The following is a 20,210-nucleotide window of genomic DNA, read 5'->3' on the forward strand; positions in this document are numbered from 1 at the left end:
CGAGAACGTATTCACCGTGCCATGGCTGATACACGGTTACTAGCGATTCCGGCTTCATGAGGGCGAGTTGCAGCCCTCAATCTGAACTGGGGGTAGTTTTGATGGGATTTGCTCCGCCTTACGGCTTGGCATCCCTTTGTTCCTACCCATTGTAGCATGTGTGTAGCCCCAGACGTAAGGACCATGCTGATTTGACGTCATCCCCGCCTTCCTCCCGGTTATCCCGGGCAGTTTCTTATGAATATTGCAACATAAGATAAGGGTTGCGCTCGTTATCGGACTTAACCGTACACCTCACGGCACGAGCTGACGACAACCATGCAGTACCTGTCTTAGCGTTCCCGAAGGCACAGCTCCATTTCTGGTGCTTTCGCTAGATGTCAAGTCTGGGTAAGGTTCCACGCTTACCGTCGAATTAAACCACGTGCTCCACCGCTTGTGCGGGTCCCCGTCAATTCCTTTGAGTTTTAGCCTTGCGGCCGTACTCCCCAGGCGGAATGCTTAACGCGTTAGCTTGAAGAACGATACGAAAGGTGTCGAGCCTCTCATACCTAGCATTCATCGTTTACGGCGTGGACTACTGGGGTATCTAATCCCATTCGCTACCCACGCTTTCGCTATTAAGCGTCAGAAATGTCCCAGCAAGCTGCCTTCGCCATTGGTGTTCTGGCTAATATTAACGCATTTTACTGCTACACTAGCCATTCCGCTTGCCTCTTCCACTCTCTAGTTCAGGAGTTTTGAGCATAGATCCGAGGTTGAGCCCCGGGCTTTTATGCCCAACTTACTGAACCGCCGTTTAGCGCTTTACGCCCAATAAATCCGGATAACGTTTGAGGTCTCTGTATTACCGCTGCTGCTGGCACAGAGTTAGCAACCTCTTATTCGTTAGGTACCATCGCTGGTTTTTCCCTAATAAAAGCAGTTTACAACCCGAAGGCCTTCATCCTGCACGCGGCGTCGCTCCGTCACACTTTCGTGCATTGCGGAAAATTCTCGACTGCAGCCTCCCGTAGGAGTGTGGCCAGTGTTTCAGTGCCACTGAGGCGGGTCACGCTCTCACGCCCGCTATTCGTCATAGCCTTGGTAGGCCATTACCCTACCAACTAGCTGATAAACCAAAGGCTCCTCTCGAAGCATTAAAACTTTACAAGGGAATGTCATATGACCCCCCTTGACCATCTTGTATTAGCACCGCTTTCGCAGTGTTATTCAAGACTTCGAGGTAGATTACCACTGTCTTACTCACCCATCTGCCGCTCGTGTATTGCTACACGCGCTCGACTTGCATGCCTAAGACACGCCGCCAACGTTCATCCTGAGCCAGGATCAAACTCTCAGTATAGATGCAGTGAACGATTATTAATCGTCCACTATCATCGGATTTATGTATTGTTTCTGGGCCATGTATCATCCTGATACATGGTTTATTGAATTGATTTCTTATATCGGTTCATGATTTTCAACCACAATTTGATTGTCAATTGTGTATTCAGTTGTCAAAGGTCAACAGGGAGTAAAAAAAACCCTGAATGTTGAGGAGAAACAGGTTTCTCACCATCTTTCAGCGTTTTTATTGGCCAAATTGTAAAATTATGTAACTTGGCTATTGTACTAGGGTAGTAAAACCATGTCAAGTTTGCTCCCTCCACCGTCTTTTCACAGGTTATACACAGATATTATGCTTACCCCCAACCCCCTTGCAGGGGGCTAAATTCAGGTAAATAAATTATGTAGGTGTTTTCGGATTCTCCTTTCTCCATTTCTCAATCTCAGCATGATTGCCAGATAGTAATATTGGCGGGACAACCCAATTTTCGCCGGTATTAGTAGTGAAAGTTTCTGGTCGGGTGTATTGAGGGGATTCTATATAATCTAAACTGCCAGAGAAAGTTTCATCGTGAGTCGATTCGATATGACCCAACACACCAGGTAATAATCTTGTAATAGATTCAGTTACCACCATGGCAGGGATTTCGCCACCGCTCAAAACGTATTTGCCAATTGAAATACGCTCATCGACTAGTTTATAAACTCGTTCATCAAAACCCTCATAGCGGCCACATAATAAAATAATTTGATCATAACTTTCACTGTAGTGTTTGGCTTGAATTTGGGTGTATTCAGTGCCGCCTGGATCAAACATAATTACACGAGAGCGGTCTAATCTGGGAATGGCTAACAAACAATCATAGATCGGTTGCACCATCATAACCATACCCGGGCCACCACCATACGGTATATCATCAGTTTTTTTGTGTTTATTTTTAGTATAAGCGCGAATATCGTGAATATGAAGATCAATTTTATGTTTCTCTTGAGCAATACGCAAAATCGATTCTTGAAAGTAAGACGTAAATATATTTGGGAAGATGGTGAGGATATCAAAACGCATAAGTAAAGTGATTGTACCCAGGTGGCGACATGTTGTCACGTCACCACCTGGGTTGTCCTCCTACAGACTAGAAGAGGTCGAGATCACCGAGTTCGAGGATTCGAACGATCTCACGACGCTCCTTCACGAGGAACGCGTCGTAGCCGATGATCCTGTTCTTGTCCTTGGAGAAGAACGTCGCAGGGTACCAGGTCTCATCACCGACCTGGATGCTGCCGTTGCTGTTCGGCTTCACCACCACACCCTTGTCCAGAGCGCTGGTGAGACTGAACCGTGGCCCATCCTTGCAGATGATGCCCGCGATCTTCTCCGTCGGATTGACCGGATCACCATTGATGTTGACGTACTGGAAGCACGTTGGAACATCGAAGGCGAGATCGGGATCCGCCACGAGGATCGGCTGTCCATACTTGCCCATGATCACCGCGTAGAACCTCTTCACCCCAGTTGCACTGAGGTTGAGAATTTCGTAGCGATCAGTATAGACACGGAGCAACCATTGAACGAAACTGAATTCCTGCATGTCACATCCAGCTCTCATCGACCCACTTGCCGAGAGAGTGGCTTGAAACAAATAATGTACGCCGTCCGTGATTGCTCACAGACACATCATCTGTTCCGGATGTGCACACCAGTAGCAGCCGTCCAACCGTAGTTAGACCTACTAATGTACACATGTAAAAACAGATTAAGCTGGCTTTCGTCTATGCTGTTCAAGTGCAATTAAGCGTCTTGTAACGCTATCACACTGGCTTTGTACTTGTTGTAGTTCAACCCAGGTTAATATGACGTACCCATCTTTTGGAGTTTTGTCAAGGTGTGATAATTGTGGCAGGGCAGATATTTCTACCTTATAGTAATAATGTTTACTAGTATCAATGCTATCTTTTTCCCGGAAATGCACACCGGCTGTTCGTTTTGATAAACTAATCGGCTGCGCTACAGCGGCTTTGGGATCTATTTGGTAATATAAATGGTTTAAGATAGAAGAAATTTTTCCTCGAACAATACCTTCGGCAGATTTCGTAGATTCTTGATCAACTGTAATGGTCATATAACCATCTTTAAGTTTTTCTAGTAGAAATTTACCATCTAATTCGATTAAACAGGTGGCGGGTATTTTCATACTCATTTCAAGTTCACGTTTCAAGTCATCTATATTTGATCGCATTAATTCACCCAATGGTTCACCCACACCAATACCGTGCACCCAAACACGGTGCGCTCGATCAGTCTCACCAAAATTTTGACGTACTCGGCCAATGGCTGCCAAAGCTTGCACAGCACCACTAGCGTAGCCAACTTCTTCCATCAGACTGGCGGCTTGTTCTAAATAGTGTAAGGCAGCCTCAGGATTACCCAGCCGATGATAAAGTCTACCAACATCAAGATAAGTTCGACCCACGTGGCTGGTATCACCTAATTGACTGCGTTGCTCGGCCAATTGTAGTAAGGTGGTTGGCATATCTGGATGTAGTTCTGTGTCGGCACGTTGCATTAATAAACCATGCCGAATTTTCAATGTTTGCCATTGATAGTTTGGAGTACGAGCCAAGGGATCATTTTCTAATAGAGTTAAACCACGCCGGTTCAATTCACGCGCGTTAGCTACTTTACCACTGCGGTGTGAAGCTGATGCTGCTGCATTATATAAATTAGCTTTCACTAAGTTTGGTAATGATGGGTCTTTTAAATTATCTTTAGCTAAAGTAAATAGTGCTTGGTCTTTTTTTTGGTGAAAATAGACAGCTCCTAATTCGGCTAAAGCCATAGGCTCAACTTCAGCACCGGTTGTTTGAACCTGGCCAACAGCAGACTCAAGTAAACGTAAGTTTTCTCCATTAGCACCTTTAGTGATAACTAGATGTTCTAATAATCGGAAATTACTCAGTAATCTAATTAATGTATCTGTATCACCAGTTTTAATAGCTTCGTCCAAATTACCAATTTGTTCGGCTGGGTTGTCTAATTGACCAAATAACAGTCGATCAGGATTGATCATTTCACGATAGGGTTCTTGACGTTCAGTCATGTGTGATAGCTTATACCAAAACCTCTGATAAAAAAAGTAGAGACGTGCCGCCGGCACGTCTCTACTTTTTTTGGATTGTGTTTACAGACTCAAATCAACCGCGGACAAATCAATGTCTTCTTGAGGTTCAGTTGGAGTTTGAGCCTGGGCTGGGCGAGATGCCATAGAGTCAGTCATTGGGTTTTGGCTGGATTGCATATCACTACGGCGGTTGCGCATACCCTCTGGCTCATAGATTTTTAAGTTAACTCGAGCATGGTGTTTAGCACCCACCACACGTAATAGGGTACGAATGGATTTAGCGGTTTGACCTTGGCGACCGATCACTTGACCGAGATCAGCTGGGTCAACTTTTAAAGTAATGAGCACGCCCATTTCATCAACGGTGCGTTCTGAGGTGACGCTAGCTGGATTGTCTACCAGAGCCTTCACGACGTATTCAACAAACTCTTGATCTTTTTCCATAACAGATGGTTAATAATAACTTATTTAAAGTATAAACAGGCTTAAATCACCTGTCAATTTATGCAGCTTCTGCCGGAGCAGCGGCGGCTGGTGTTACGGCTGGCACTGCTACGGGAGCCGCTTTTTTTTGTGCAACCACACGTTTTTTTTCACCAGTTAAGATACCTTGTACAACCAATAGATTATGTACGGTATCAGACGGTTGAGCACCTTGCTTCAACCAATAATTAATCCGCTCAGTCTTGAGCTTAACGGTACTTGGGTTGGTATGAGGATCCATATTACCCAAGTTTTCGATAACTTTGGAACTGGGGGACCATTCCTTTTCTTGGAGAACCAAGCGGTAGGTTGGCCAGTTCTTGCGACCATGGCGCGCCAAACGAATTACGAGCATTTTCGATCATTGTTACTAATTAGTAGAGTTTGCCTAGCATATCTGATATACTGCCCACTGTCAATATTTATGAAATATTTACGAAATCTATGTTTTCTGCCTATAGTTTTTTATTAGTCGTCACTTGGAAACACTATTTAAACCGTTTTGAAATCGTTTTATTTAGTCACTTAGTGTTTTCCCTGCCAGTGTTGTGCTTGATTACCTGGCTGCAGGGCTGGTTTCCAATTGGCGACACTATCAATGATCTTAATCAACTTTGGCCAAATTTTTATATCCAAACCGGTCTGAGTTATGTGGCCACAACGCTTACCAGTATCACCGGTATTATGCTGATTGTGGCCATGAGACAAGCTATTAATGATCAACCGACAACCTTTTTGGTAGTTTTAAAAAAATCTCTGCCTTATTATCTGCCGGTAGTGGGTATAACGGTGTTGGAAACCATTATAACTGCCAGTGGTTTCGTACTCTTGGTGATACCTGGCATTATCCTATCAATATTATTAACTTTTTGGGTAACACTATATGTGTGGTTTGATCTGACTATCATAGATGCCTTTAAACATGGTATCAGATTAATCTGGAATAATTTTTGGCGCATTACCTTATATTTATTGCTTGTCCAAATACTATTAAGTAGTATTGTTTTTTTACTTACCTGGAGTTTACCAACCAACTTTATCTTTGATGTTTTTATATCATTTATTAGTGCTCTGTGTGCCAGCTTTTATATTTTGTTTGTTACAGTATTAATGACAACCTGTGCCCCAACTAAGACTCCAGCAGTTGTTGAGCCTCCGTTAGTTTAACGGACAGAATTTTGCTGGTACCATCATGTTGCATAGTCACTCCATATAATACATCCGCCTGTTGCATGGTGGAACGATTATGGGTGATGACCACAAATTGAGTTTTGTCAGACAAGTGTTTAATAATAGCCGCAAATTTTTCTGAGTTAGCTTCATCAAGGGCGGCTTCAACTTCATCCATCACGACAAAAGGGGGAGTGTTGGCTCCAATAATAGCGCAGAGTAAAGCAATTGAGGTAAGTGATTTTTCACCGCCGGATAGAGCTTGAATGGTAGACAATTTTTTATGGGGTGGGTGCGCAGTAATATCAATCCCAGACACAACTCGTTGAGTCTTTTTTTGTTGCCCCAACGATACAACTGGTTGGCCATCATCTGGCGTCGATTCAGTTGGTTCATTCATTAGCATGTCTAGTTTAGCCGTACCACCTTCAAATAACATAGTGAAATAATGTCCAAAATTTTTGTTGATGGCCTTAAATGATTTATCAAATTGTTTTTTTATAGTGCCATCTAATTCATCAATAATTTTTTCCAAAGATACGATGGTGGCGCGGAGATCTTTGGTTTGGACAGATAAGAAATCAAACCGATTTTTAATATCAGCATGTTCTTGAATAATTTCTGGATCAATCCCACCAATTAATTCGAGTTGGTGTTTTAATTGTTCAATTTTAATTAAGAGTTGATTGGTGTCGGCTTGAGCTGTTTGCCAGGTTAAAATATTTTGTTCAGTTTCAGCGGTAACTTCGCGCGCCACTTCCGCTAAAATACTGTCTTGTTTGGTTTGCAATTTGGTCATTTCAATGTCAACACTTTGCAAACGATTAGAGATTTGGTTCAATTTGGCCTGAATTTGTCTGGCTTGGGTTTGTAATTCTAAGAGAGTTTGTTTTTTGGTTTCTTCGGTTTGATTAAATTCATCCAAAGATAATTGTTTAGCATGCAAGGCTTGTTCGATGTGCTCAAGTTGAGTAATTAAAGTTTGACTTTGTTCACGATACTCTGATAGTTGAGCCGAAATTGAATCGGCACTGGCTAAAGTCTTTTCTTGTTCAGCAATACTAGAAAGATGTGTCTTATGTTCGGCTGTTAAGGTAGCCACTGTGGTAGTAAGCAAGGCAATTTTTTGTTTATGACCTTCAATCGTGATACGTAAACTAGTATGCTCTTGCAACAATTTTTCTTTCAGATTTGAAGTGGTGGCAATGCGTTGCTGAATGGATTGAATTAAACGGTGTTGTAAAGCAATATCCTCAGTTCTTTCTTCGCTCAGTGTATCGAGCAAATCAGCCAAAGCATTGGTTATGTCCTGAGCTTGTTTTTGAACAATTTTAAACTGATCCAATGAATTAGTATTAAGGATTTCACGCAGAAATTGCTCTTGACGTTGAAATAATTGCTCTAAGTGTTGTTTAATTTCCGGAACGGATAAAACTTCAGATAGCTTGGCTAAACCATGCTGGGCAGTTTGGAGTTCCCGATCTAATTGTTTTAATTCCTTTTGCACGTCATGCATGGCTTGATCCAATTTTTGTAATTGTACGGCCTGATGACCGGATGCTTCTTGACTAATTGTCTGATCTTGTTGGGCACTGGTTAATCGATTTTTCACATCATCGGCTTGACGTTTAAGCCAGAGTAAATCAATTTCCCCATTGCGTTCTTGTTCTAACTCTAACCGCCCCTGAATAATGGCTTGGTCTTTTAATAAATCGTTTTTTTTGTTTAAAGTGGTTTGATAATCACGTTGTAATTGATGATACAGCTCGGTGCGTGATTGTTCTTTGCCAATGTTATCAATCTTGTTTTCCACTCCAGTCAATTGATTTTGAGTAACATCATAGTCAGCCGTAAAAGTAGTCTTTTGTTCGCTTAGATGGTTTAATTTGTCTTTCACATCAGTTAGTAATGAACCATAATATTCGGTTTGGACAATAGCTAGCGCCGCGGCCACTTCTTGGCGCTTTTCTAATTTTTTTACCTGGCGAGATAAAGATTGTAAGCGGGGTTCAATTTCCCGCAACACATCTTCGGCGCGAGTGAGATTATCTTCAGTGCGGATCAGTTTATTAATAGCCGAATCGCGTTTAATTTGGAATTCCTTAACACCAGTCGCTTCATCGAAAAAGTTTTTTCGATCGGAGGGATTGGCATTCAAAATGTCTGTAATCATGCCTTGGCCAATCACACCATAACTTTTTTGACCAAAATTAGCTTGCGCTAGTAATAATAAAATATCCTGTAAGCGAACTGGTTGTTTGTTAATGAGATATTCGGTTTCATTATCACGTGATAAACGGCGTGAGATCACCACTTGGTCGTAGTCTAATGGTAGGCGATGATCTTTATTGTTAATGTATAAATCAACTTGAGCTAAACCTAAGCGGGCTTTGGTAGCTGAACCAGCAAAAATAGCATCACTCATCGTTTTCATACGCATGAGCTTAAGCGCTTGTTCGCCCATCACCCAACGCATGGCATCAGACACATTGGTTTTACCCGAACCGTTTGGCCCAACTATAGCTACAAAAGGTGCATCAAACGTGAATGTAGTGTTATCCGCAAATGATTTAAAACCAGAAATGACGAGTTTTTCTAAATACATTTATTTACCAGCCCTTTAATTTAATGGCATTATGAGCGGCACTAACTTGAGCAGTTTGTTTAGACATACCATCACCCGTGGCGATTTGTTCATCGTTCAAAAATACAGCCACTGTAAAATGTTTATTATGATCCGGGCCAGTTTCGGCTAGCACTTTATAAGTAGGAGTAACACCCACTTTATCTTGGGCTTGTTCTTGAAAATACGTCTTTGGATCCAAATACAATTTGTTTTGCAAAATATGATCGAGTTTTATAATGAGACGATCCAGAATGAATATTTTAGCACCGTTATAACCGTGTTCTAAGTAAATCGCTCCCACAATTGATTCAAAAGCATTAGCGAGAATTTTTTGACGGGCTTTACCCTGAGTATCTTTTTGTTCACCCCGTGATAAATATAATAAATTCTCAATCTGGAGTTCATTGGTTAAGATTGAGAGCATGTTTGAATTCACCAAACTGGCGCGCCAATTAGTGAGTTCACCTTCTGGGTTATCGTAATGGTGATACAGGTATTCAGTGACTACCAATTCCAGAACGGCATCACCCAAAAATTCTAAGCGCTCATTATGCCCTAATGGGAAATCTCGATTCTCATTCAAAAACGAGCGATGGACTAACGCTTGACGCAAAATATCTTTATTGGCAAAAGTAAAACCAATTTTGGTTTCCAGAGTAGATAAATCTTTGTTGAATTTTTCTTCAAGTAGAGTATTAGGCATGGGGTTGGTCTTTTATCATGTCTTTATAAATACTTCCCAGAACACCATTAATAAATTTACCACTCGATGGTCCGCCAAAATTCTTGGCTAATTCAATGGCCTCATTAATGGCGACTTTAGGTGGAATTTCCTTATCAAATAACAATTCACACAGGCCGATGCGTAACACATTACGATCAATTACCGTAATTTGCTCCAATGGCCACTCTGGAGCATAGCGTCTAATTTGCTCATCTAGTTTAGGCAAGTTAGCTTGAATGTTTTTTACTAATTGGGCACTGAATTGTCGATCAGTTAAATCAACCGAAGCGGCAATTGCTTCACGTTGTAGGAGCGGATCGAGGCCAGGTTTTTGCTGGTTAAAATCCCATTCGTAAAGTACTTGTAGAGCAATAATTCTAGCCAAATGACGGTTGGCCATATCAACCTACTTGGTACGTACGTTGCGGCCGCGATAGGCACCGCAAGCTGAACAAGCGCGATGAGATAAGGTTGGTTGATGACACTGAGAGCACTCCACCGTAGTAACCTTAGTTAAGGCATGATGTGAAGCACGGGTGCGGCCACGGCGGCTAGCTAAACGTTGTTTTGGTACTGGCATAGGGCTGTACTATAAAGCCCTTATTTTATTATGTCAACGCTTTAGTCTTTGCTAGCAATAAATGCCGGGAATTCAGGTTGTTGACATTTTACCGGGAATTCAGGTAATATGACTTATGTATGAAGATACATATTCCAAATAGCGTTTGGTTAGGAAATATTGATCCTTTTTTGGAAGGGTTTATTGCAACCGATCCGGATCAATTAAATATAACGTTCAATAAAAAGTGGCTGTCCATACATCCGATGGTTTTATCTATGATTGCCGCGTTGGGTATAAAAACTGATCCAGCCAAAATTGTCTGTGAAAAACTTGAAGCTAAATCAAAACATTATCTGGAAAGAATGAGATTGTTTGATTTTTTACACATGACGTCAGGTATTACCATGATAGAACATGAGCCAGCGGGGCGTTTTGTGCCATTGACGCAAATAAAAGACGGAGCCGCTTTAACAACTTTCATTACCGAAGTTACACCATTACTTCATCTCGAACCAAAACACGCTGAACCCATTCGCTATATCATGAGTGAATTGATCAGAAATGTTCTGGAACATTCGCTCTCAAAATATGGCGCTATTGTATCGGCTCAATACTACAAGAAAAGTAATACTGTCCGGATTGGTATTGCTGATACTGGTATCGGTATCTGGCAATCAATTAATCAATCATATCATCCTAAAACAGATTTGGAAGCAATTCGTTTAGCTCTAACTCCTGGTATTACCGGCACAACTAGGCGTGAGGGTGGCACAGAGCAAAATGCTGGAGCTGGTTTATTTTTTATTAAATCAATTGCCTCCGTAAACAATGACTTTTTTGTTATATATAGCGGTAAAGCAATGTATAAGCTCTTAAAAAGAAAAAGTAAAAAAATTAAATTGCAGGCCGATCCGTTTACAGACAGACACTCAAAGAAATCTGATCTGCCCAATTGGGGAGGAACGGTGGTAGGCATTGACCTGTCATTAGATACAACCCAAGAATTTTCTTTACTTTTGAAGTTACTAAATAAAACTCTAAGTGAATCCATTAAGGAAAGAAAACACGCTCGTTATAAAAAACCACTCTTTATATGATTCATATAAAATTATTCACCCGGGTTGGGGAGTTTGCTGAAAATAAAGATATTGCGGCCGATATCAGATTAAATGAACTTATTCCGGCCTTAGAAAAAAATCAAAAGATAATATTAGATTTTGAAAAGGTTGAGGGAGCGACACAATCGTTCATCCATGCCCTCATTAGCGATCTATTGAGAAAATATGGCAATGATGTATTAGATAAAATTCAATTCAAAGCCTGTAATAATACTGTAAAAAGCATCATTTCTATGGTTGTAGATTATATGCAGGAAAGCAATTAAACTGCTATACTAACTAATAATTATGATTAAACCATTGTTAATCGCCAATTGGAAGATGAATAAAACCCTGGTTGAGACAGTTGCATTCATTAATATTTTCAAAAAACAGGCAATACCAAATGATCGAGCTGTAGTAATTTGTCCACCCTTTACTTTATTAGCCAGTTTCAAAGACCAAGGCTTGAAATATGGGGCACAAACTATGCATTGGGAAGATAAGGGTGCCTATACCGGCGAAATATCACCGAGTATGCTAAAAGAATTTGGGTGTTCATATGTAATTATCGGTCATTCAGAACGAAGACAATATAATAATGAAACTGATGAAACTGTCTTGAAAAAAATCCAAGCCGCCTGGCAATACAACCTAATTCCGGTAGTTTGTATCAGCGAACTGAAACAAGTACCAGTGTTGTCTGATTATAAAGATCTGGTGATAGCTTATGAACCACTCTGGGCGATTGGCACCGGTAAAACTGCTACTCCAGAACATGCCCAACAAATACATAGCGAGATTCGTAAAATCGTCGGTGCTAATACCAGAATTATTTATGGTGGCTCGGTCAATTCTAGCAATGCCGGGGCGCTAATGTCTCAACCAGATGTTAATGGTTTATTGGTGGGTGGAGCCAGTTTGGATGCAGGCGAGTTTGGGAAGATAATCAATTATTAATAATACAAAACAGGTAGAGACATGCCATGGCATGTCTCTACCTGTTTTTATAAATGTGCCACGCTGGCGACTTGATCGTTCTGGACTTTGAAGCGCATTAGACGCACACCTTGGGTATCACGACTAATGATTGGAACACTCTTCAATGGTAAACGAATTACCTGACCTTGTTGGGAGATAATTAATAAATCACTCGTGGCTTGGGCTTCTGTAACAACAAAACCTAACACAATCTTACCAGTTTTATCGGTGATTTTGGCAGTTTTAATACCGGAACCGCCACGGTTTTGTACTTTATATGATTTCAAGTCGGTGCGTTTACCATAACCATGGCGCATCACGACACACAGTTCAGCATTCTTTAGAGCCGATTGGGTGACAATATCCATTCCCACTACAGCATCATTTGATTTAAGTTTCATACCACGCACACCGGCCGCAGTGCGACCCATTTCCCGCACATCACTTTCCTTGAAGCGAATCGATTGGCCGTTATTTGTCACTAAAATAATTTGATCATTTCCAGTTGAAGGTTTAACCCATTCTAGAGCATCTTTACCCTTTAGAGTTATAGCAATTAAACCACTGCGGCGGACATTATCGAAAGCATCTAATTTGGTTTTTTTCATGGTACCAGCGGTAGTGACCATAACCAAAAATTTTGTACCCGAAGCTTTTAGATCATCACAACTTAAGGCTGAGGTAACTTTTTCTTCAGGCCCTAATTGTAAGAAATTAACCACCGCTTGGCCTTTAGACGTGCGCGAGGCGGCAGGAATTTCATAGGCTCTCAATTGGAAGACGCGGCCACGGGAGGTAAAGAATAATATATTGGCATGAGTATTGGTGGAAAATAATTGTTCAACACTATCCTCCTCTTTAGCGGTCAAACCGATAATACCTTTACCACCACGGTGTTGTTGTTTAAAGGTATCTTCCGCTAAACGTTTAATATAACCATCGCGCGTAATCATGATAATGGCCGCTTCTTTTGGAATCAGATCTTCCTGACTAAACGAACCAACGGCTTGGCGGACAATATCAGTGCGGCGATCATCACCATATTTTTCAACTAATTCAGTAATTTCAGCCTTGATCACAGTTAAAATATTTTTTCTAGTTGATAGAATAGTTTTAAGTTCTTTGATCAGTTTTTTCTTTTCAGCTAGTTCTTCTTCAACTTGGATTCTTTCTAAGTTTGCCAATTGTTGTAGCTTCATTTCCAAAATCGCTAAGGTCTGTATTTCGGTGAAACGAAATTGCTTAATCAAGTTGGTTTTGGCTTCGTCTTTATTTTTAGATTTCTTAATGGTCTTAATAATGGCATCAATTTTTTCTAAAGCCATCACCAAACCTTCCAAAATATGCGCGCGATCTTCCGCTTTAGTTAAATCATATTGGGTGCGGCGTTTCACCACCACTTCACGATGTTTAATATATTCCTCCAACAACATTTTCAAAGTCAGGACACGTGGTTGTAAACCATCAATCAAAGCCACCATGTTAAAGTGGAAAGTTTCTTGCAGCTGAGTCAATTTATAGATGCGATTCAAGACTTTTTTCGGATAAGCATCACGTTTCAATTCAATCACCACTCGAATACCAGTGCGATCAGATTCATCACGCAAATCACGAATGCCCTCCAATTTTTTTTCTTTAACCAAGAAAGCAATTTTTTCTACTAAGGTGGCTTTATTTACTTGATAGGGGAGCTCAGTGATAATAATGGTGTCATCTTCAATATTAGCTTTGCCGCGCATCACCACACCGCCGCGGCCAGTGGCATAAGCCGTTTTAATGGCCTGAACATCATAGATCACGCCACCCGTCGGCAAATCCGGGCCTTTAATAAACTCCATTAAATCGTCAACATCGGCCTCAGGATGATCGATTAAATGCATAATACCGGCACACAATTCAGTGAGATTATGAGGCGGAATACTGGTGGCCATACCAACCGCGATACCAACCGTACCGTTGAGTAAAAGATTCGGTAATTTAGCCGGTAAAACGGTCGGTTCATCGTGTGAACCATCGTAGTTGGGTCTAAAATCTATAGTATCTTTTTCAATATCCTGCAATAATTCTTCGGCAATTTTATGTAGTTTGGCTTCGGTATAACGCATGGCCGCGGCTGAGTCACCATCAATCGAACCAAAGTTACCTTGGCCGTGCACCAAGGGATAGCGCATGGAAAATTCTTGGGCTAAACGAACCATAGTATCATAGACAGCCGTATCACCATGCGGATGATATTTACCGAGCACTTCACCAACTACAGTGGCAGATTTACGAAATTTAGCACTCGAGCGTAAACCAATGGTTAACATGGCATACAAAATCCGGCGATGTACCGGTTTTAAACCATCCCGGACATCGGGTAAAGCCCGTGCCACAATTACGCTCATGGCGTAATTTAAATAAGATGTTTCCATCTCTTTATCAATCGGTTGTTGTATGACTTTGTCTTTATAGTCGGTCATGGTTATTGCAGATCAGAAAATAAATTATCCAGCGTTGTGTTGTTTGGTTGATTGGTATCTATTTGTGTTTTAACTTCATCAAGCTGATTTGATATTTTACCGGTGTTATCCTGTAAGTTGGAAAAATCACCACTGATTGAATTCATGAAATCATCTATCCGCGTAGCGGCGATACTATCTTGCACCGCATTGGAAGAAAACAATGAAGTCGACAGTGAATAGGCCCAGATACACACTATAATGGCCATAGCCAGGCTGACTGAGACCCACAGTTTTAGGCGACTAGGTTCTGCTTTAACTGTAATGAGCGGAGCGGTTATTTCCGGTGGCGGTACAACCTTAGCTTTAGTTGGCTTTGGTTTTATTTTTGGTTTAGCCGCGATTTTAGGTTTGGTTTTTTTTACTAAGCGTTTTTTTGCCGGCATACAGTTTAGGCGGTAGTGGGGGTTAAGATCACAGTAGTAGTGTCATCTTGTGGGAGATCTTTTTCTTTAATACTGTATTTTTCAATAGCGGTGGTGGTTTTAACACCCAATTCTTTCAAAAATGTTTGTAGTGGCTCGAGCTTAACTTTTACGTGGGGTTGTTGGTAAAGATAGGGAATAACAACGCGTGGTTCAACTTGGCTGACAATCACTGATAATTGGTCTTTAGGTAGCGTGCTCACTGGCAGTAATAAAATATCCACTCCTTCTAGGGTTTCTAATTGATCATTGGTTAGACCACTATCTAGTGCACCCAGAAAACCAACATGAATGCCTTCATCTTCAATGACATACACAGTTGAGGTGTTATTGGCCGCAATACCATAAATAAAAGTCTGTTTAATTTCATACTCACCTGGACCAATAATAGTGATACTATCACCCGATAAACGTTTGGTATTATTACATAAATCATTCTTAGTATCAGATATTAGAACAATATCAGCTTTCAATTTTGGCATCGCTACACCAACACTATCAGCAAACGGATTTGTGACCAGGACAGAATTGTTTGTCTGGATGCGAAAGCTGCTCAGACCGTTCCATTGAATATGCATACGGCCTAGTCTAACATTAATCAATAGCCAAATCAATAGCCTCTTCGCTACTTGGTTTTATCGTTTTTATTGATGTTGGAGAGGTGGTATTTGGAGACGTATGATGTAAAAATTTATCAAACGACGTTAATTTTGGTGCATTAGGTGAGTGTGGTTGAATACTGGCCGGGGTAGCTTGTAACGGTACAATCGGTCGTGTTGCAGCAGGAGTATGAGTTGGTTTACTAGATTGGGTGACTTCTTTGGCTTTTTCAGTGGCGATTTCTTTAGCATGTTCAGCCAGATTTTGCTTTTTAATATTTTCATGTACTTGTTCTTCTTGGCGAAATTTACTGTGTACATAATCGGTAGCAGTTGTGGTGATGCGATGTGTTAATCCCTTCTCTTTAAGGGCTTTTACAATTTTTACAGCTTGATCTTTTTGCACTGTGGCTTTGTCATAAAGATATTTCTGCGCATGCAAATCTGTCATCGCTTTCTTCAATTCTAAGGGCATCATGGTGTGGTGACCATGAGCATCCATCAGCATCTTTTTGAAGGTGGCGCCGGTGATTTTGTTTGGTCCAAGTGCTGTTCCCATGCCTGATAGTATACCACTTGCCAGATATTCCAGCATCTTGTATAATCGGTTCTCTCTTAAATCTTTATTTTATACATCCCGCGGCCGTGGTCAGGCCCGGATAAACAATTAATTCAATAAGATATGGCCTCAACTCAAGCAGACAAACAACCAGACAATAGTTTAATGGCGCAGTTATTAGACGGTAAAATCGCCGTTGTATTGCCCAATGAAGGTGACACGGTCGATGGTATCGTGCTCAGTACCGCTAAAAATGAAGTTTGTATAGACATCAATGGTTTGGTGGTCGGTGTTGTACGCGGCCCTGAATTATTCGATGAATCTGGAGATTTTTCAAATTTACAAGTCGGCACACAAGTGACCGCGACGGTTTTGGAAATGGAAAATGAGAATGGTGATGTGGAATTATCATTTCGTCATGCCGGTCACAAAAAAGCTTGGGAAAAATTACAGGCGTTGTTGGGCACTAATGAAGTGGTCGATGCCGTTATTGTTGATGCCAATAAAGGTGGCTTGTTAGTGCGGGTTGGTCGAGTAGCTGGGTTCTTACCAGTGTCTCAATTATCGGTTGAACATTATCCCCGTGTAGAAGGTGGTAATAAAGCCAAAATTCTGGAACGCTTACAGACATACGTTAATGATCATTTTCGTGTGAAAGTGATTGATGTTGATGAAAATGATGAAAAGTTGATTGTGTCAGAAAAGATGGCTAAAGCTGAGCAACAGCAAGAAAAAATCTCCCAATATAAAGTGGGTGATAGTGTCACTGGTAAAATTACTGGTGTGGTCGATTTCGGCGCCTTTGTAGAATTTGGTGATAATTTAGAAGGTCTGGTACATATTTCTGAAATTGCCTGGCAGCGCATTGATAATCCGAAAGAGTACGTTAAGGTGGGCGATACTGTTTCGGCTCAAATTATTGCGATCGATAATGGTAAGATTTCACTCAGTATTCGTAATTTAATTAAAGATCCATGGCTGGATGTAGTACAACGCTATAAGATTGGCGATGTCGTGAAAGGTAAGGTACTGAAATTAAATCCGTTTGGTGCCTTTATCGAATTAGATTCAGACATTCATGGTTTGGCCCACATCTCAGAATTATCCTACCGCAAATTAAACTCTCCAGCTGAGGTAGTGAATATTAATGACGTGTACGATTTCAAAATCATCTCGGTTGAGCCAGGTAAACATCGTCTCGGTTTATCGTATAAATCTTTGCACGAAAAAAAACCAGTTGACGAAGACAAGTCAGATAAGATAGACAAACCAGATCAAATAGTTAAAGAATAATATATATGCCAGCTTTGCCACACCCAGCACGTGGGCCCCAACTGTTTCGTCAGTTCATCATTGTTGTATTGGTCGTAGTTGTGATTGGTAGTATCTTCAGTTTAATCAATCAGCCCAATGATAAAACTGAAAGTATCTCACTTAGTACTTTAGTAGAACAAGTAAAAGTTGGTGCCGTAAAGAAAATTGAAGTGAAAGGTGACCAAACTTTAGTAGCCACGCTGCAAGATGATACGACTGTCACAACCGATAAGGAAGCCACGCAACCATTAACAGAATTATTACAACAATCCGGTGTTACGGCCGAACAATTAAAAAATGTTGAGATTAAAATCAGCACTGACAGTAGTTTGATGTACTGGGTGTCAATCTTGGCACCGGGTTTGATTAGTTTGTTAATTGTTGGATTATTACTCTGGTTTATGTTTCGCCAAGTGCAGGGGGTAAATAATCGCGCCATGATGTTTGGGCGAGTGACGGAACCCGATCAAAAAAATGAAAAAAAACATCAAGTTAGATTCAAAGATGTAGCTGGTGGATCTGAGGCCAAAGAAGAATTAACCGAAGTGGTTGATTTCTTAAAACATCCGCAGAAATATAGTAAGTTGGGTGCTAAGGTACCAAAAGGCGTGTTGTTGGTGGGTGCTCCAGGCACAGGTAAAACCTTGTTGGCGCGCGCTGTCGCCGGCGAAGCTAACGTGCCGTTTTATCACATTTCTGGTTCTGAATTTGTGGAAATGTTCGTTGGGGTGGGTGCTTCACGCGTGCGTGATTTGTTTAAACGTGCCAAGCAAACGGCGCCCTCAATTGTATTTGTTGATGAAATTGATGCAGTTGGTCGACAACGTGGCACTGGTTTAGGTGGTTCACATGATGAGCGCGAACAGACTTTAAACCAGATCTTAGTCGAGATGGATGGTTTTGATAATGACACTAAAGTGATTGTCATTGCCGCTACCAATCGTCCTGATGTGTTAGATCCAGCTTTACTGCGCCCGGGTCGGTTTGATCGTCATGTCACACTGGATTTGCCGGATATTAAAGATCGTAATGCCATTTTAGATGTGCATGCGAAAAATAAGCCGATGGCGGAAGATGTGAAGTTAGAAGTGATTGCGCAGCGTACCCCAGGTTTTTCTGGAGCTGATTTAGCTAATGTCTTAAATGAAGCAGCTATACTGGCGGCACGTCTTGATAAAAAAACCGTGTCGATGGCTAACTGTATTGAAGCGATTGAAAAAGTCATGCTTGGGCCTGAACGCAAATCATCAGTGATGGATGAGCATGAGAAGAAAATCACGGCTTATCATGAAGCTGGCCATGCGATTGTGGCACATTTTTCTGAAGCAGCTGATCCGGTGCATAAAGTGTCGATCATTTCTCGTGGTCGAGCCGGTGGTTATACTTTAAAATTACCGGAGCGTGATAAACATCTGCATAACAAAGCAGAATTTATCGCAGATTTAGCAGTGATGTTAGGTGGGCGAGTAGCTGAAGAAGAGTTCTTTGGTGAAATTACTACCGGAGCCAGTTCTGATCTGGAAAAAGCCACATCTTTAGCACGACAATTAGCCACTCGTTATGGTATGAGCCCAGATTTAGGCCCACGCACCTTTGGTCGAAAGGAAGACATGGTGTTCTTAGGTCGTGATTTTAATGAACGTCCCGATTATTCCGAAGAAACTGCTCGTCAAATTGATAACGCCGTTAATAAGTTTATTACCCAAGCGCACAAAGACGCGCAAACCTTGATTCGAGCCCATAAAGACAAGATCGAACAAGTGGTGGTTGTGCTCATAGACAAAGAGACATTGGAAAGAGATGCGTTTGAGGCTATAATGAAGGCATGAAATTATATCAAGATATTCTTCGCTCAGCCTGGCGTCATACTATTCAACGCCCAGGTCTGTGGGTGTTTGGTTTTTTCGCTACTTTTATTTTCGGTGCCTCCGGCGAAATTGATCGCTATTTGCGCTTCATGGATAACGAATCAGCCGGCTTCACAGGTTGGTTGAATGTAATAGTTAGCACCAGTCAGGCTTTAGCACTTGGTAGTATAAATCTTTGGTTGTTAGTAATTGGTATTGGTGTGGCCGGATTGATTTTGATTTACATGATGAGTGTTTCGGCCGGAGCATTAATTCACAGCGCTAAATGGAAAACAGAATCTTTCACTGAAGCCTTCCTGGCTGGGCAAAAACATGTGGTGCAATTGGCAGTATTATTTGTTTCTTCAATAATGTTTCTATCTATCTTAACTGTCGTCATGGCTAGTGTTGTTTCACAACATGGCATGGAAGTAGTGGTCTTGGTGTCTGTGGTTGGCGTTATACCAGTTGTGATCATAGCATCGTTTTTAGTACGCCTGACTGCCATGGTGGTAGTGTTAGATAATGTTCATATTGGCCAAGCCTTTATTCGAGCCAGTAGAATTTTTGCAGCGCACTGGTTAGTTATATTAGAAATGTCGATTGTGTCTTTCGTGGTAGTGTTTGTGGTAAATCTGTTACTGTTATTAGGATTAGTTATTATGTGTTTACCTATGTTAGTGACAATAACCATGGCAGGTTTATTGTCACTGGTGTTTTATGGACAATATGTTTATCTTGGTTTAAGCTTGTTTTCGGCGGCTATTATATCTACTTGGCAGTGGTCAGCCTGGACATATTTGTTTGGAGCACTACAAACTCGTCAACCAAAGAGCACCTTGGTTGGCTGGATTAGTGGCGCTAGACAATAAAG

The 20,210-nt window shown here is 41.3% G+C and carries 20 protein-coding genes and 1 rRNA gene; 7 read left to right on the forward strand and 14 right to left on the reverse strand.

Going from position 1 to position 20,210, the window contains the following annotated elements; genetic code table 11:
- The 6 genes from WCV88_04270 to rpsP form a co-directional block, all read right to left on the reverse strand.
- Positions 1-1,345 (reverse strand): 16S ribosomal RNA (locus WCV88_04270); the annotation flags it as partial.
- A 384-nt stretch (positions 1,346-1,729) separates the two neighbouring features.
- On the reverse strand, positions 1,730-2,395 hold the full coding sequence (trmD, locus tag WCV88_04275) for a tRNA (guanosine(37)-N1)-methyltransferase TrmD (protein ID MFA6475386.1): 666 nt from the start codon (positions 2,393-2,395) through the stop codon (positions 1,730-1,732).
- Positions 2,396-2,462: 67 nt separating this feature from the next.
- Positions 2,463-2,918, reverse strand: coding sequence for a hypothetical protein (locus WCV88_04280; GenBank protein ID MFA6475387.1), 456 nt, complete (start codon positions 2,916-2,918; stop codon positions 2,463-2,465).
- Positions 2,919-3,083: 165 nt separating this feature from the next.
- The gene (locus WCV88_04285) at positions 3,084-4,427 is read right to left on the reverse strand and encodes a tetratricopeptide repeat protein (protein ID MFA6475388.1); all 1,344 of its coding nucleotides are present in this window, start codon (positions 4,425-4,427) and stop codon (positions 3,084-3,086) included.
- Between the two features lie 81 nt (positions 4,428-4,508).
- Positions 4,509-4,892 (reverse strand): KH domain-containing protein, encoded by a 384-nt coding sequence (locus WCV88_04290; GenBank protein MFA6475389.1) that lies wholly within the window; start codon positions 4,890-4,892, stop codon positions 4,509-4,511.
- 58 nt (positions 4,893-4,950) lie between these two features.
- The gene (gene rpsP / locus WCV88_04295; protein ID MFA6475390.1) at positions 4,951-5,286 is read right to left on the reverse strand and encodes a 30S ribosomal protein S16; all 336 of its coding nucleotides are present in this window, start codon (positions 5,284-5,286) and stop codon (positions 4,951-4,953) included.
- Positions 5,287-5,375: 89 nt separating this feature from the next.
- Between rpsP and WCV88_04300 the strand changes: the two genes are divergently transcribed.
- A complete protein-coding gene (locus WCV88_04300) occupies positions 5,376-6,098 on the forward strand; it encodes a hypothetical protein (GenBank protein ID MFA6475391.1) in 723 nt (240 codons plus the stop codon).
- Here WCV88_04300 and WCV88_04305 read toward each other — a convergent pair.
- From WCV88_04305 to rpmF, 4 genes are read right to left on the reverse strand one after another with little or no spacing between them, the layout of a single operon-like run.
- Entirely contained in the window at positions 6,061-8,706 is a 2,646-nt protein-coding gene (locus tag WCV88_04305; GenBank protein ID MFA6475392.1) for an AAA family ATPase, read from the reverse strand. The two genes, WCV88_04300 and WCV88_04305, sit on opposite strands and share 38 nt — an antisense overlap.
- Positions 8,707-8,710: 4 nt before the next feature.
- Complete coding sequence (gene rnc / locus WCV88_04310) at positions 8,711-9,430, reverse strand: ribonuclease III (protein ID MFA6475393.1); 720 nt, start codon at positions 9,428-9,430, stop codon at positions 8,711-8,713.
- Positions 9,423-9,851, reverse strand: coding sequence for a transcription antitermination factor NusB (nusB, locus tag WCV88_04315; protein MFA6475394.1), 429 nt, complete (start codon positions 9,849-9,851; stop codon positions 9,423-9,425). The genes rnc and nusB overlap by 8 nt, the downstream gene beginning before the upstream one ends.
- A 6-nt stretch (positions 9,852-9,857) precedes the next feature.
- Positions 9,858-10,031, reverse strand: a complete 174-nt coding sequence (gene rpmF, locus WCV88_04320; protein MFA6475395.1) for a 50S ribosomal protein L32 — start codon at positions 10,029-10,031, stop codon at positions 9,858-9,860.
- Positions 10,032-10,150: 119 nt separating this feature from the next.
- Between rpmF and WCV88_04325 the strand changes: the two genes are divergently transcribed.
- From WCV88_04325 to tpiA, 3 genes are read left to right on the forward strand one after another with little or no spacing between them, the layout of a single operon-like run.
- Entirely contained in the window at positions 10,151-11,110 is a 960-nt protein-coding gene (locus tag WCV88_04325) for a hypothetical protein (GenBank protein MFA6475396.1), read from the forward strand.
- On the forward strand, positions 11,107-11,397 hold the full coding sequence (locus WCV88_04330; GenBank protein MFA6475397.1) for an STAS-like domain-containing protein: 291 nt from the start codon (positions 11,107-11,109) through the stop codon (positions 11,395-11,397). Before WCV88_04325 ends, WCV88_04330 begins: the two co-directional genes overlap by 4 nt.
- 22 nt (positions 11,398-11,419) lie before the next feature.
- Entirely contained in the window at positions 11,420-12,070 is a 651-nt protein-coding gene (gene tpiA / locus WCV88_04335; protein ID MFA6475398.1) for a triose-phosphate isomerase, read from the forward strand.
- A 47-nt stretch (positions 12,071-12,117) separates the two neighbouring features.
- Here tpiA and gyrA read toward each other — a convergent pair whose 3' ends face one another.
- The 4 genes from gyrA to WCV88_04355 are packed head-to-tail and all read right to left on the reverse strand — an operon-like array spanning position 12,118 to position 16,175.
- On the reverse strand, positions 12,118-14,553 hold the full coding sequence (gyrA, locus tag WCV88_04340) for a DNA gyrase subunit A (GenBank protein MFA6475399.1): 2,436 nt from the start codon (positions 14,551-14,553) through the stop codon (positions 12,118-12,120).
- A gap of 2 nt (positions 14,554-14,555) precedes the next feature.
- The gene (locus WCV88_04345; GenBank protein ID MFA6475400.1) at positions 14,556-14,978 is read right to left on the reverse strand and encodes a hypothetical protein; all 423 of its coding nucleotides are present in this window, start codon (positions 14,976-14,978) and stop codon (positions 14,556-14,558) included.
- A 5-nt stretch (positions 14,979-14,983) separates the two neighbouring features.
- The gene (locus WCV88_04350) at positions 14,984-15,595 is read right to left on the reverse strand and encodes an MBL fold metallo-hydrolase (GenBank protein MFA6475401.1); all 612 of its coding nucleotides are present in this window, start codon (positions 15,593-15,595) and stop codon (positions 14,984-14,986) included.
- 16 nt (positions 15,596-15,611) lie between these two features.
- Entirely contained in the window at positions 15,612-16,175 is a 564-nt protein-coding gene (locus WCV88_04355; protein MFA6475402.1) for a hypothetical protein, read from the reverse strand.
- Positions 16,176-16,298: 123 nt separating this feature from the next.
- Between WCV88_04355 and WCV88_04360 the strand changes: the two genes are divergently transcribed.
- Genes WCV88_04360 through WCV88_04370 form a run of 3 tightly spaced genes read left to right on the forward strand, consistent with a single transcriptional unit; the run spans position 16,299 to position 20,208 of the window.
- Positions 16,299-17,468, forward strand: a complete 1,170-nt coding sequence (locus WCV88_04360; protein ID MFA6475403.1) for a S1 RNA-binding domain-containing protein — start codon at positions 16,299-16,301, stop codon at positions 17,466-17,468.
- A gap of 5 nt (positions 17,469-17,473) precedes the next feature.
- Positions 17,474-19,318 carry an ATP-dependent zinc metalloprotease FtsH gene (gene ftsH, locus WCV88_04365; GenBank protein MFA6475404.1) on the forward strand — a complete coding sequence of 615 codons (1,845 nt, stop codon included), beginning with the start codon at positions 17,474-17,476 and terminating at the stop codon, positions 19,316-19,318.
- A complete protein-coding gene (locus WCV88_04370; protein MFA6475405.1) occupies positions 19,315-20,208 on the forward strand; it encodes a hypothetical protein in 894 nt (297 codons plus the stop codon). Before ftsH ends, WCV88_04370 begins: the two co-directional genes overlap by 4 nt.
- The last annotated feature ends 2 nt before the right edge of the window (positions 20,209-20,210 follow it).

This window comes from Patescibacteria group bacterium, assembly GCA_041665365.1.
Classification (GTDB): Bacteria; Patescibacteriota; Patescibacteriia; order UBA9570; family UBA9570; genus UBA9570.